Source organism: Marinobacter daepoensis DSM 16072 (assembly GCF_000421165.1).
Lineage (GTDB): Bacteria > Pseudomonadota > Gammaproteobacteria > Pseudomonadales > Oleiphilaceae > Marinobacter > Marinobacter daepoensis.
In genome coordinates, this window is record NZ_ATWI01000011.1 from 24,733 (window position 1) to 37,732 (window position 13,000).

General features: G+C 59.7%; 10 protein-coding genes. 6 read left to right on the forward strand and 4 right to left on the reverse strand.

Annotation, left to right across the window (positions count from 1 at the left end):
* Position 1: 1 nt before the first annotated feature.
* Positions 2-601, reverse strand: coding sequence for an ATP-dependent zinc protease family protein (locus tag K325_RS0112090; protein ID WP_029654529.1), 600 nt, complete (start codon positions 599-601; stop codon positions 2-4).
* Positions 602-902: 301 nt separating this feature from the next.
* Here K325_RS0112090 and K325_RS0112095 point away from each other — a divergent pair, with 301 nt between their 5' ends.
* The gene (locus K325_RS0112095; RefSeq protein ID WP_029654530.1) at positions 903-1,481 is read left to right on the forward strand and encodes a porin family protein; all 579 of its coding nucleotides are present in this window, start codon (positions 903-905) and stop codon (positions 1,479-1,481) included.
* 150 nt (positions 1,482-1,631) lie between these two features.
* Entirely contained in the window at positions 1,632-3,260 is a 1,629-nt protein-coding gene (locus K325_RS0112100; RefSeq protein WP_029654531.1) for a hypothetical protein, read from the forward strand.
* A 9-nt stretch (positions 3,261-3,269) separates the two neighbouring features.
* On the opposite strand, the gene K325_RS0112105 is transcribed toward K325_RS0112100, so the two are convergent.
* Genes K325_RS0112105 through K325_RS0112115 form a run of 3 tightly spaced genes read right to left on the reverse strand, consistent with a single transcriptional unit; the run spans position 3,270 to position 5,643 of the window.
* Positions 3,270-4,004, reverse strand: coding sequence for a hypothetical protein (locus K325_RS0112105; protein ID WP_029654532.1), 735 nt, complete (start codon positions 4,002-4,004; stop codon positions 3,270-3,272).
* A 3-nt stretch (positions 4,005-4,007) separates the two neighbouring features.
* Entirely contained in the window at positions 4,008-4,910 is a 903-nt protein-coding gene (locus K325_RS0112110) for a hypothetical protein (RefSeq protein ID WP_029654533.1), read from the reverse strand.
* Between the two features lie 4 nt (positions 4,911-4,914).
* Positions 4,915-5,643 carry a DUF1190 domain-containing protein gene (locus tag K325_RS0112115; protein ID WP_029654534.1) on the reverse strand — a complete coding sequence of 243 codons (729 nt, stop codon included), beginning with the start codon at positions 5,641-5,643 and terminating at the stop codon, positions 4,915-4,917.
* Positions 5,644-5,809: 166 nt separating this feature from the next.
* On the opposite strand from K325_RS0112115, the gene K325_RS0112120 reads away from it, so the two are divergent.
* From K325_RS0112120 to K325_RS18275, 4 genes are all read left to right on the forward strand, one after another.
* Positions 5,810-6,973 (forward strand): glutathionylspermidine synthase family protein, encoded by a 1,164-nt coding sequence (locus K325_RS0112120; RefSeq protein WP_029654535.1) that lies wholly within the window; start codon positions 5,810-5,812, stop codon positions 6,971-6,973.
* A gap of 69 nt (positions 6,974-7,042) precedes the next feature.
* Complete coding sequence (locus K325_RS0112125) at positions 7,043-9,394, forward strand: hypothetical protein (protein WP_029654536.1); 2,352 nt, start codon at positions 7,043-7,045, stop codon at positions 9,392-9,394.
* Positions 9,395-9,418: 24 nt separating this feature from the next.
* On the forward strand, positions 9,419-10,918 hold the full coding sequence (locus tag K325_RS0112130) for a toxin-antitoxin system YwqK family antitoxin (protein ID WP_029654537.1): 1,500 nt from the start codon (positions 9,419-9,421) through the stop codon (positions 10,916-10,918).
* Positions 10,919-10,942: 24 nt separating this feature from the next.
* Positions 10,943-12,982 (forward strand): YCF48-related protein, encoded by a 2,040-nt coding sequence (locus K325_RS18275; RefSeq protein ID WP_051146640.1) that lies wholly within the window; start codon positions 10,943-10,945, stop codon positions 12,980-12,982.
* Positions 12,983-13,000: the final 18 nt, after the last annotated feature.

The following is a 13,000-nucleotide window of genomic DNA, read 5'->3' on the forward strand; positions in this document are numbered from 1 at the left end:
CTCAGGGCTCTACCGCCTCACTGGTCTTGGCCAGTTCTTCCAGTGTGCTGTACTCACACTCGTTCTCCACCATGAAGCTGAGGGCGGAATCAATCAGGATGTTGTCGTCACGCATGAAGCGCCGTCCCAGGAGAACCGGGTAGGAAAACTTGCCCCGGTCGGTCAGTGAAAACTGGGTTTCGTGGGGTTTTCCTCCAATACAGAATTCCATTTTGACGACGTAACGGCGCTGAGAAGGGGCGCCCTTACGTTTGATCAGCACGGTTCGGTAAACCGGACGCTCAAATTCCAGAATAACTTCCTCATGTTCCAGATTGCCTTCGGTAGGCTGATCTTTGTGATCGCCAAGCGGCAACTGGAATCTGACCCAGTCTTCATTGTCTTTCTGGAATCGCTCAACGTTCACCGCGTGCAGGGACGACGTTTTGGCGCCAGTGTCCAGGCGGGCTTTCAGCCGGATACCGGTTTCCCCCATGACCACCCATTCCACGAAGCCCATGATTTCCGGGTCTGGCTTCACTTCCTCAGTCGTTTCCGCCAGCGCTGGAGCGGTGGAAAAAAACAGGCTTAACAGGGCAATGGTTATGACGACAGGTCGCATCGGTAAATTCCTCACGTTACTCCGGGTGAATGCTCAGGCCGAAACGGGTTATAAGGCGAAGAGTAACAGGGGGAGGGCATGGTTGCCCTTGCCGGCAGATTACCATTCGTTGAGCCGGAGAGTCGCCATTCTGCGAGGCATTTCCGGCAGATGAAATGACAGGAATGTGAAGAAATCTTAGTCCGGTTTTAACCCCATAACCGGACATTCCTCGTTAGGGTGGTTTTACGCAATCGGGAAACACGATTTCCGGTTGATTGTTTTGACGAATGGAAAACCCAACCACAGAGGAAAACGCGTTATGAGCTATAAAGCCAATTTTGCGTGCGCAACTGTCCTGACCGCTGCTGTCTTCACCGCTCCGGCTGTTTGGGCCCAGGACGATGTGAGCCGAGACCGGTCCGGACCGTACATCAGTGGTAGTTATGGGGGATACAAAGCCCACAACGGAGAGTTTGAAGACGAAAACGACATGCTCGGTGCAGCCTTGGGCTATCAGTTTAATGAGTTTTTTGCACTGGAAGCGGAATACATCGACTTCGGAAACTTCGGTGACGACGACGTGGAAGGCAAGCTGAAAGGTGCAGGGCTGAGTGCCATTGGTCGTCTGCCACTGACCGACAGCTTTGGTGTGTATGCCAAAGCCGGTGCATTCGCGTCTGCGTTCGATGTGGACGCGTTTGACGAAAGTGAAACCTATGATGAGGTTAATCCGTTTGTAGGCGCCGGGGTGGATTTTCGGGTCACCGAACACCTGACCGCGTTCGCCGAATACAACCGATATAACGTTGAAATTGATGAAGACGACTTCAACGGTCAGGTAACGAATGATGGTCCGGATTTTGATACCGGGCGTGTCGGCCTGAAGTATCAGTTCTGATCGGCCCCAGGGATAACCCGAAAAGCGCAGCCACTGAGGCTGCGCTTTTTTTTGCGAAAGCCATACGGTTGGCGCCACTGCGGTGATGATTTGATTTCAATAACGTATGATCCAGCCCCATGATTAACCAATAAGGACGGAGCGGGATTCATGTCGACAACCACAGCGGGCCAGTTGAAAGAAGGGCTGACAAAGTCGGGTAACCGGGAGCTTCTGGAGCGTTGGGCGTCGCAGCCGGTGTTCACGATGTTTGCCCGTTATCCGGATGGCACCGACAAGCCCGCACCTGTCGGAGAAGAGCCTGAACTCCTGATGGTGTTCTATCTGGAGCCCGGAGCTGCGGAAGCGGTTGCGGCCGAAAGTTCCAGCCCCGAGGATGGTATCGAGTTCTATGCCCGGCAGGTTGAGCTCTGGGATCTGGCCCGGGCGGCCCGGTTTTACCAATGCCCGTTGTACTGGCCGGAACAGGAACTGATCCTTAGCTCCGCGCAGCTGGAGGTACTAGGTAATACCGCTCTGGTGAAGGATGCGATTGGTGCCCGGCGTTACACGCTGATCACCGTGTTGCCGCTGGAAGGCCCGGCAGCAGCGGCGGGGCAGCCAGCGTTGCTGCAACGCTGGGCCTGGCTGAAAGAGGATGATCAAGCCGTTGATCAAGAGGTTGAGGGTAAAGCCCACCGGATTCTGTTTGATGATCGGATGAACTGGGGGAGTGACCAGGGGATGCCCGAACTGCCCGACGATGCCGTGGCCAGGTCGGTGTTAACGCCCAGTGAGCAACAGGCCTTTGACCGGTGGGCACAGCCCATGTTGGGGCTGGCGCATCAGCCGTCTCTGGAAAGGAAGCTGCCAGAGGGTATCCAGCCATTGCCAGGCAGTCCTGTCCCGGTCTCCGGGCTCCAGAGCCTGGCGGCCATGGACGAACTGGTCCAGGCGTTTCTGTTGCCCGGGCATCAGAATCTCAAGCTGGAGGTCTTTGATTCCGCGCTTGCGCCGTCTGATGAGGCCACAGGTGAGCCCGAAGCCGGCGACGCCCCGGCCCGGTTCCGACACTTTCGGGCCGTGTATCTGGCGCAAGGTGCGTCGGCGCCTATGGCTTTATGTGAGGACTCACTCCTGATCGATGAGTTGGAAAATCTGCCTTTGGCTTTGCCTGAGACGCCCGGGCTGCACCCGATGCCGGAGGCGCTGAGAGCGCGTCTGTTGCGATACCTTGCCTGGGAGTTACTGCACGCGAGCCGGTACGCCGACGGGGTGCCCTTCCTGATGCTCGGACGCATGGCCGGTTTTCTGACCGCGATGCCGGACAATTCCGGGGAGCCGTTTTATGCGCAGCCTGACGACCCTCGCTACCCCTACCTCGCACGGATGACCTGTGGCCCGGCGAGTGTGCCGGTCATCGTTATTGGTGAACAGGGAGGTGACCGGGTGTGCGTGCCGGTGGGTAACCAAAGCCTGCCAGAGGCAGACGTGCCAGAAGATCTGCCGATGGGTGATGAGATGGTGTTGGACGGAGAGCTGAATATCTGGGGCCACGCGGGGATGTTGCGGGTGCCGGCTGGCTGGCTGGATTGCCCTGAGCAGTGGTACAGCGGTACCCGGCTGGCGGCCCCCTGGGTGGTTGAGCAGGTTCGCTCAGGCCTTTACCTGATGGATTTTGTCACCAGCGAAGGTGGAGCCAAGGACAAAAAGGTTGAGAGCGCTATTGGCACGGTGGTCACTGTCAGTATGATCGCCTTTGCTCTCTTCGTGCTGCTTCTGAACCTGACGGGTGGCTAGCGCCTGAGGTTACGCTCTGGCCCGCTGCAGGGCCCGGTAATCCCGCTGCTCCATCAACCCGTCGACGGTCTGGCCCAAGAACCAGGCCGCCAGCAATAAGGGCTGACAGAGCAGGAAAAGGTCCAGCCGTTCGAACACAAAATGAACGATCGCCAGGGGCATCTCCAGCGTCAGGGCAAAGGTCAGCCAGCCCACGTCGCGAAATTTATCTTTCAGATGAGCCTTCAGTCCCGGGGGCTGCCACTCGGGTATCTCCGGGATGTCGCCGGGCTGCAGTTCTGACAGGGTGCGCCCGCTGGCATTCAGTTGGAGACCGGCCCGGAGCGGTTGGGCCAGCTCATACAGGCTGAACCCTTCATGCTGCGTCAGTTTCAGGGCCATGGAGACACTCTCCCCGGAGTTCAGGTGAGTGAGCGTATGTTGATCCACATCCACGAGATAGATCTGGCGGCTGGCGCCGTTGGCCAGGGTAAAGGCCAGCAGTAAGAGCCAGAGCAGGGCCCACAGGCCCAGGGTCAGCATCAGATTGTCGTAGCCCCAGGCCGACCAGGCAAGTATGGGGGCCAGAAAGGCATAACACAGCACTCCCGTCAGCGGCAGCCACAGGAGCAGGAAGCGGGCCAGACCGCCGGGGTTGCCGGCCAGCACGACCTGATTGCCGGACGGGGCCAGTTTCGGAATACGTTTCAGAGCGGCCAGCTCGGAGGCTTTTGACAGTCCCAGGGCCAGTTCGATCTCGTTCATGGGTCAGAAGCTCCGGTTCAGGGTAAGGAACACGAGATCGTATTGGCCGTTGCGGTTGAGACGTTGCAGGTGCTCGTGCGGCTGAGTGGGATCTGCGGCGGCGATGGCGTACCACTGATCATTAACGTTGAAACTGTGCAGTAGCAGCATGGGGCCCGAACTCCCGGTGGCGTCGTCCCACGGCCCGGGCGCATACTGCACCAATCCCTCAACCTGCGCTGGTAGCCCAGGGCCATCCGCCAGCATTGCCAGCAGATCAGACGTGCCCCCGAGGGAGCCTTCTCTCAGCATCAGGTCGCCGTTTTTCCGGAGGGCGAGCACGCCGTCTGGCCATGGCACAGCCTGCCAGGGAGTCAGCGCGGTGACCAGATCCTCCGGCAGGTCTGCCAGAGAGTCCCAGAACTCGGTTAAGGCGTCGGCCTGCGTATCGGTCAAATCTCCCACGACGCGAGCATAGGCGTCCTGGTCAAGGTTCCTGTGACGAACAACCTCAAACTGGTCTCCCCGTGTGCTGAGCGGGTAAATTCGGGAGGCCGGCGTGTCTACGGCTTTGATGGTGATGATCTGGCCTGGGTCCCAGTCCCCGTTCCGATGGCTCCACACGGTCACCACGCGAACGTTGACTCTGCGAAACTGGATGAATTGGGGAACCTCACAGCGAACCAGAAACTGCGGATCGTCGCCGATCCGGATGGGAATGGGGGCCGAACAACGATCTGGCCCGGCACCGACTTCGGTATGCGGCAGAGCCGCGGTTTTGTTGGGCAGGAACCAGCGCAGGGTTTCCGGGGCGTTGATGTGCTTGTCGTGCAGGTCGGCCAGCTTGTGTTGCCAGGGCAGCTCTGCCTGCACCGGCAGTGGCAGGGTGAGCAGCAAGGCAGCCAGACAGGCGGCGGATCGTGTCATCCGTTCAGCTCCTTGCGGATTGCATGGTCTGGCGGGCGGTGGCGCCGAATCCACCCCGCTGGGCGGTGCCCGAAAAATGTTTGGGGCTGGCCGAGGCGAGCCCAAAGCGGTTGACGGTGACCGGCTGCTTCAGGGTGCGGTCGCCCAGATAGCGGCCACCCGGGCTGACATAGTGCCAGAGCAGAGGGACATGGCTGTAGCTGGAGTAACCAGAACTGTCCTCCCCCTGAAGGCTGGCATCGCTGATGCCATAGACGGGCTGCAGCTGGTTATTACTCAGGCTGTCCGGGGCTGGTGTGAGGCCGCTACGGCTGTCGTCAAGCACTGACTGGTCCACCAGAAAACCGGAATAGACCGGGCGATACTGGCCGTTGGGGCTGGTTTCGCACATCGACAGGTTGTCTGCACTGCACCAGCCTTCCAGGCAGGGAGTGGGTTCCACCACGTGGGCAAAGTCGGCTTCGCAGTGGCTGCGGGTGTCGTAGGTCGGGGCCAGCGACGGATGGCGGCGTTCTGCTTCTGCGTTCAGCGCCTCGCAGTAATCCGGAGCCGTAGACAGGGTGTTCTGACAATCCTGAAGATCCCGGAATACCCGAACTTCCGTGTGCAGCGGGTCGAGCCCCAACACGACGAGGGGCGTTGCGCCCATCAGCACGAGGGTGGCTGCCTGTGTACGTTTCTGTCGACGGGCCCGTTTCTGCAACGCTTCAGCGGCCTCGGTATGGGTAGCCATGGAAGTTCCGTCTCCTGCAGGTTTCAAGGCAAGCGAATCTAAATCAAAGGCTTATAAAGGTCAAACGCCGGGTTTCAGCCTTCCCCTGAGGATCATTTCTGATAGACTGCGGCCCGCCGGTGTCGGAACTGGCGACAAGGATTGGTTGTCAGGATAAGGGCCTGTCATGCAACGCATTCTCTCCAAACCCCGCCCGGACTGGTGCTCTCAGGCCGAGGCTCTGGGCTTTCGTTTTCACACGCTTGACGGCGAACCCTACTGGGACGAAACCGCGAGTTACCGTTTTACTTTGCGGGAAATCGAAGACGATATCGAAGCTCCCACCGAGGCCTTGCACGCCATGTGTCTGGATCTGGTGGATGACGTGGTTGTCAGCGAACGCCTGATGGACCGTCTGGCGATTCCGGTCAACGCGCGGGACCTGATTGCCGAGAGCTGGAAGTTGTCGGAGCCATCGCTTTACGGTCGTATGGATTTTTCCTACGACGGCCAGGGGCCCGCCAAATTCTACGAATACAACGCCGATACGCCCACCTCACTCTATGAAACCGGGTATTTCCAATGGCTCTGGCTGGAGCAGCAGATAGAGCGTCAGGAACTTCCGGGGGATGCTGACCAGTTTAACCGGCTTCAGGAGGCCCTGATCGAGCGCCTGGCGATGATCGGCCGGGCCGGGCAATCGTTTCATCTGGCCTGTTGCCGTGATCATCCTGAAGATGCCGGAACCGTCGAGTACCTGGCCGATTGTGCTGAGCAGGCCGGGTTATCGCCCCAACTGCTGTTTATGGATGACATAGGCCTGGAGCCCTCTGGCCGCTTTGTGGACCGGGCCGACAATCCGATAGAGCAACTGTTCAAACTGTATCCCTGGGAGTGGCTGTGGCAGGAAACGTTTGCCTCCGGCCTGTCCGGCTCCGGAACCCAGTTCATCGAGCCACCCTGGAAATTGATTCTCTCCAATAAGGGCATTTTGCCCCTGTTATGGGAACGGCATCGGGGCCATCCGAATCTTTTGCCGGCCTGGTTCTCAGACCAGACGCCGGATGACCCAGGCCTGCAACGCTGGGTGCGTAAGCCATTGTTTTCCCGCGAAGGTGCGAATATCTCGATTGAGACGCCCGATGGAGTGGAAAGCCGGGTAGATGGGCCCTACGACCAGGGGCCCACGGTTCTTCAGAGCTGGCACCCCCCCGCGGTGTTTTCCGGGCACCACTGTCTGATTGGAAGCTGGGTTGTCGGCCGTGAGGCCGTCGCCATGGGCATTCGTGAAGACAAAACTGCCATCACCCGGGATACGTCCCGGTTTGTACCTCATTTTATTGCCGATTGACCCAAACGTTTGTTCACGGCCTGTCTCTGCGGGCGGTGATGACAACTCTGAAACTGCGAGTGGAGCTCCATGAAACATCGTTGGTTATCTGTTGCCCTGATTCTTGCCCTGATGGTGGTTGTCAGCCTCTGGTTGTGGACCCGGGAGCAACTGGCGTTTGCCCCGGAAGCTGGTTCTGAACGTACCTTCGTGATCGAAACCCGGATGGAGCTTCAGCGTACGGGAGATCGATACCGGCGGCGCGCAGATGTACTGGAAACCTCCGTTGTTGCCAGCAGCCGTGTGGTGTCGAATCAGGGTGGAGTCGTGACGCTTGCCACTCAGGCCCGGCAATTCCGGGTTCAGTCTGACGGAGAGCTGATTGACAGCCGTCTGCCCGACACTGTTGCTGAGCGGCATGCGCAGTTTCTGGCCCTACTGAAAGCGGGCAGTGAACAGCAGATCTCCCGTCAGGGGCAGTTGCTGGACTGGGCATTCGAGGATCAGGCCACGGCAGAGACGCTGGAAGATCAGATGCCGGCGGTCTTTCTGCAGCGCGTTGCAGCTATGGGCACGCTGACCCTGTTTCAGCCGATGTTTCCGGCGGACACCCTTGAACTGGGACTGACCTGGGAGGCCCCGGCAGTGACGGTCAACGAGCTGGCGTTACCTCAGAGGCGCTATGAGGTAACGGCTCTGGGTGATGACCGGCTGACGGTCCGGATATCTGAACTGGATGAGGAGGGCGAGGCTTCGCCGCTCGGCTACCTGATTCTGGAACGGGCAACGGGATGGCCGCTGAAGGCGCGCCTCCGGGTAACCCGGACAGCCCGCCTTGACGGCCGAGAGTATGATGAAGTCGCCTACATCAACGTCCGGCAGCCCGGAGAGCCGCCAACTCTGAGCAGGGCTCAGCTTGAGCAGATGGCTTACATGCACCGCGAATTCATCCCGTTTGATCCGGACTGGCCGGACAGTCTGGAACACCTGAAACCGATTCCGGTGTTGTCGGAATTGGAGGTTGCCGAAGGGCGGGAGCGGTTGAACCAGTCCCTGCTCTGGTTTCCGCCCGAACAGGGACACTCGGGGAAAGGGATGGATCTTGCCTTTATGGATCTGATTGAAAGTGGTCTGCTGCCCCAGGAGCTTCGTAAGGTCGAGGCGTTGGATGAGCAGGGCGTACCGGTCGATCCGGCGCTTGTGATGGATCATGGGTTTAACCTGGCCAATGCGTTGTGGAACGCCGACGAGTTCCAGCCGGTGAGGCACCCCTTTGATCCCATGCAGTTGACGCCAGAAGCCCTGTCGCGTGTTCATGAGCTGGCGTTGGAAGCGGACGTCTGGCTACCAGATCAGGCTGTTACTCTGGAGCTTCGACGGGCTGATCAGCAAGCCGGTGTCGTGGCCGGGCAGGGATACCAGGTGCGGGATATCCAATGGTCGGATGATCAGGTCCGGTTCCAGGTCCGCCGGGAAGACGGACGACCCATGGGCATGGCCATGCGTTTGGGCGCCATCCCGGCCGCAGGGGATGAGATGCCTGGCCCCTTTGCCAGCCGGGTAACCCTGGCGGCCCTGGCGCCTCTGGCCGAGCAACTGACCGAGGGTTCCCACGAGGACTTTGTCCAGACCGCCCGCGCTGAGCTTTACCCGTTGCCGGATGAGGATATCTGGCGTTCTTATCAGGTGGACCTGAGGATGCCCGGGCCGGTCGGGGTGGTGAGCGTATACATTCAGCCGTACAACATCCGAACCCTGAATCTCCAGGCCCTGAATGCGGCTGGGACCCTGACCGGCGGCCCCGTAGCGGGTACCCGGCTGCTTGATGACTACCGGATGCCCGAGTTTGATTTTCCCGCCCTGGATATGCAGGCCTTTAACGTATCCGGTGCCGACCACAATCAACTGGACGTCGAGGTGCCTCCTGACTCAGGAGCCCGGTGCAGTGCAGAGGTTGCGTCGCCGGGGGAGTATAACGGGAGTCCCTGGAGCCTGGAGCAGGGCTGGATGTCCTTTTCCTCCAGCCTGGAACTGATGACGGAGAACGGTCAGCGGTTCTTCTACGACGCTCAGGTAACCCTGAAACTGCAATGCGTTACCGGAATCGAAGTGCAGACGGAGCAGGTTGATGAAAGCCGGCGTGTCCGGCGGGTGGATGCTCACACCATCGAGTTGAGCGACGCCCTGTTTGAGGAACTGAAGGCCATCCGGGAATACCAGTCCAGCAGTATAGGGAACCGGTTACCGGTTGTCGGTCGCAACCAGGCCGGCGATGCCCTGGAAATGTTGTCTGGGTTGTACGAATACCGGGGGGGCGACGCCGGAGACAGTGGTAATCCAAAGCGCATCAAGTTCTGGGGTGAGGTGGTGAGCATTACCTACCCACAGGTGACCGGTGTGGAATCGAAGAACGTCACGGTTGAGTTCCCACCGTTGCCATAAGCCGGATGATCATGGAGACAGTTGATGAAACATAATCTGGCAATTGCTTTGTTGCTGATGGTCTGGGCTCTGCCAGCGCAGGCCCAGCGAGTCTGGCTTGATGAGGATCTGGACTTCTACGATCCGGATCATCCGGTCAGCGTCCGGTATGCCTACTATGACCTGCCGTTGCCTCAGGATGGCGATCATCACCGATTGATTGTGAGGTTGCCAGAGGGAGAGCCTGTGCTTGAAGCCTGGTCTCCGACGCCGGAATGGGAAGGGCAGCTTTTTGTCGGGGAATATATCCGTCGCTATGAGGATGGATCGATACAGCTCACAGGGCATTACGAGCGTCGTCAGAACCCGTGCCAGTGTGGCGGAGAGCAGTCTGTCCGCCACGGACTGTTCACGGAGTATCACCCGAATGGCCAGATCAGACTGGCTATGCGCTTTGAGGACAACGAGCGCGCCGATGGCGATTATGTCGAGTACGACCCGGAGGGGCGTCCGGTCGATGAGTTCAGCCTGAAAAACGGACGCTTCCATGGGCCGCGTCGGAATTATGAGCAGGGAGTCCTTGTGGATCATGGGCACTTCCGGAGTGGCCGCCGTGAGGGGGCCCAGAAAACGTTCTACACCAATGGCAACCTGAAGCGGAGCTGGACCGAAACGCATTTTGGCGATTACATCGTTCAGACGGAAGGGCCGGATGTCTACTACCGGGAAGATGGCAGTAAAGCTCGCGTTATTGACCGGACACTGAACAGTGAAGGCCGCACGATCAAGACAGTGACTGAGCGATTCCATGCTAACGGCGAGTTGGAAAGTCTGACAATTGATGAAGACGAGTACGAGCTGGTTGAACGCTTCAACGATGAAGGCGAGCTGGTCGGTCGTGAAGAGACCCGGGACGGGGTACGTGAGGGCCTGTACCTGGGCCGGGACTGGCATGGGCTTGAGAAAACGCACTACCGGAACGGCCTGCGCCAGGGGCCTTCAGTGATTCGGCAGAGCGACGGGTCGCGGGAAGAAGGGCGCTGGGTGGATGACGAGAAGGATGGTCTATGGCTGACCGTTGACGGTGATGGCAGCCGCCGGGAAGAGCGTTATCGGGCCGGTGAACTGCACGGATTGCAGCAGCGCTTCAACGCAGATGGTGAGCGCATTGCCTTCCGTAACTTTCGTCATGGCACCCTGCATGGTTCGGCTGATTGGGTGGACGATTACGGAGAGCGCGAGGTTGCGGATTATCTGAAGGGCGAGCGGGAAGGAGAATTCCGCCGCTACAGTGCCAGTGGCGTGCTGTTGGAGCAGGGGCATTACGTGAATGGCGAGCCCGATGGCGCCTATTACCTGTTTGCCGAAGATGGCCGTATGGCAGAGAAGCGCGTGTATCGCCAGGGGGTTGCCCATGGCGATTGGCTGCACACCGACTCAGAGGGCCGGCCGCAGCTGCGGCGGAGTTTTGAGAATGGTGAGCTTGTCGGTGAGATTCTGTTGGAAGCCGAGGCCTCCGATTCTCAGTATCTGTTTTCGCAATAACCCGCTGGCTGGATGATCTTGACCATGTTGACCCGAGTTTTCATCGTATTTCTGATTGTGGCGGGCCTTGGCCTGAGCGCCTGGATGACCCGGTTGCCCGACACCGGGACGGCGGTCGCTGAGACGCCATCTGCCCCGGCGTTACCGGATGTGCCCGACGACCGCTCTCTGGACCGGGGGGTGTTCATGGATATTGCCCAGAGCGCGGCCGGGCTGGTTGCTGTCGGCGAGGCTGGAAGCATCCGGCTGTCGACCGATCAGGGCCTGAGCTGGCAAGCGGTGACCAGCGGCACCGATGCTTTGTTAAACGCGGTTGAGTTTGTCACGCCGGAATCGGGATGGGCCGTTGGCGACCGGGGTACCCTGTTACGCACCGGGGATGGTGGTCAGAGCTGGCAGCCGGTTAGGTCTGGTACGGAGGGTACAGAAGACATTACCTGGTTTGACGTGACATTTCTGGGCGACGAGACCGGGTTTGTGGTTGGTACCCTGGGTCGAATGCTGACTACCCGGGACGGTGGAGAGAGCTGGCAGCTGGAGCTGCTCATTCCCGGCTACAACAGCGCTAGCCTCTATGCGGTGGCTGCCCTTGGGGAAAAGTCTGCAATGGTGGTCGGTGAGCGTGGCCGGATCTTGCGCTATCAGGAGGATGAGGGATGGCAGGATATCTACTCACCCGCCTACGGGGCCCTGCATGGAATTCTGCCTTTGGCGGAATCCGGTGGGGTGCTGGTCTTCGGAGAGAATGGCGGCGTTTACCAGTCTGATGATCTTGGGGAAAACTGGCGGCAACTGGCAACGGTCAGCCGGGCGAACTATCACGCGGGCGCCCAGTTGGAAGATGGCAGTGTTTTGCTGGCCGGGAGCAGTGGTGTCCTGGTACGCCGCCAGCCAGGAGGCCAGCGTTTCTATCTGGAAACCGGACATCCGGCAGGTGCTCTGCTGGCGGTTCGGCAAGTTAAAGACCAGGCGCTCGTGGTTGCCGGTGAGCAGGGGCTTGGGCGCAGCAGCGCACAGGGTTTCAGGTTCGGAACAGAGCCGCACAGGGCCTCCGGCCGCTTCGTGATCAAGCAGTTGCTGGATCACCCCGACAGTAAGCGTTTACTGGAACTGGCTGCAAAGGATGACGACACCTCCTACCGTTGGGTGAGTCTGGATATGACAATGCCTGAGTCTGCAGCCGGGGATGAGGATCTGACCAGTCGGGACGCGGTACTGAGTATCACGCGGTTTCTCATGGCGGCTGAGGAAGCCGTGCCCGGTGCCCGGCTTGAAGCGTATTCGCCCTGGACATCGGACCATGCCCTGGCGGTTACCGGAAAACATCAGGGCACCTGGGAAAACTGGCGTCTGATGTCTGGGGCTGAATCTGAGTATGGTCGCAAGGAACGGGAAAACTTCCGCTGGAAGTTACGCCGGTCAGCTCTGGTCGGTGGACAGATGGCGCCGGACTTTCGGACTGCCCGGGCCGAGGTTCGGCTGATTCCCTGGTCCTACGAAACGGACCAGGAACAGAAAGAACACCAGGCTATGCTGGTGGAGGCATTGCCGGGCCTGGTGCAGGAACTGGCCGGTGTGGATCTGGTCCGCGTCCGGCAGATGCAATGGCAGCGGGTGTCAGTGCCCACGTCCACCGAGCCCCCCTCTCAGTCCGGGCAGGGCGGTCGATGGGCGTGGGCACTGACGGTGGATGACCCCGACAGTTACTATTGCCGTGACACCGACAACCTTCAATTGTCGCAACACCTGGAAGCCCGTGTTCGGGAGGTCCCCGGGGTTCAGGCCACGCTGGCCGTTGCGGAGCAGGCCAAGATCGACCAGTTGAAAGACCTGGAAGGCGTCTGGAAAGGTTTTGTGGCGGTTGAGGCGGGTTACCCTTCCCGTGCCATGGAGGCCTGGCAGCCGAGCAGCTGTCGGCACGTCATGCTCCTGGCCTTTGGTGAACCTGCCGGCTCGGATCTGACGTCGGCGCTGACACAGGCCACAGAGGGTATGGCCGATGACCGGGTGTTGCAGTGGACGGCTTACCGGTTGTCTGAGACGGCGGTGGTGTTACCGGAGTGAGGCGGTGCTCCACGGCAG

Coding starts and splice junctions, on each gene's coding strand:
- K325_RS0112090 (WP_029654529.1), bottom strand. CDS start 601: ATGCGACCTGTCGTCATAACCATTGCCCTGTTAAGCCTGTTTTTTTCC.
- K325_RS0112095 (WP_029654530.1), top strand. CDS start 903: ATGAGCTATAAAGCCAATTTTGCGTGCGCAACTGTCCTGACCGCTGCT.
- K325_RS0112100 (WP_029654531.1), top strand. CDS start 1,632: ATGTCGACAACCACAGCGGGCCAGTTGAAAGAAGGGCTGACAAAGTCG.
- K325_RS0112105 (WP_029654532.1), bottom strand. CDS start 4,004: ATGAACGAGATCGAACTGGCCCTGGGACTGTCAAAAGCCTCCGAGCTG.
- K325_RS0112110 (WP_029654533.1), bottom strand. CDS start 4,910: ATGACACGATCCGCCGCCTGTCTGGCTGCCTTGCTGCTCACCCTGCCA.
- K325_RS0112115 (WP_029654534.1), bottom strand. CDS start 5,643: ATGGCTACCCATACCGAGGCCGCTGAAGCGTTGCAGAAACGGGCCCGT.
- K325_RS0112120 (WP_029654535.1), top strand. CDS start 5,810: ATGCAACGCATTCTCTCCAAACCCCGCCCGGACTGGTGCTCTCAGGCC.
- K325_RS0112125 (WP_029654536.1), top strand. CDS start 7,043: ATGAAACATCGTTGGTTATCTGTTGCCCTGATTCTTGCCCTGATGGTG.
- K325_RS0112130 (WP_029654537.1), top strand. CDS start 9,419: ATGAAACATAATCTGGCAATTGCTTTGTTGCTGATGGTCTGGGCTCTG.
- K325_RS18275 (WP_051146640.1), top strand. CDS start 10,943: ATGTTGACCCGAGTTTTCATCGTATTTCTGATTGTGGCGGGCCTTGGC.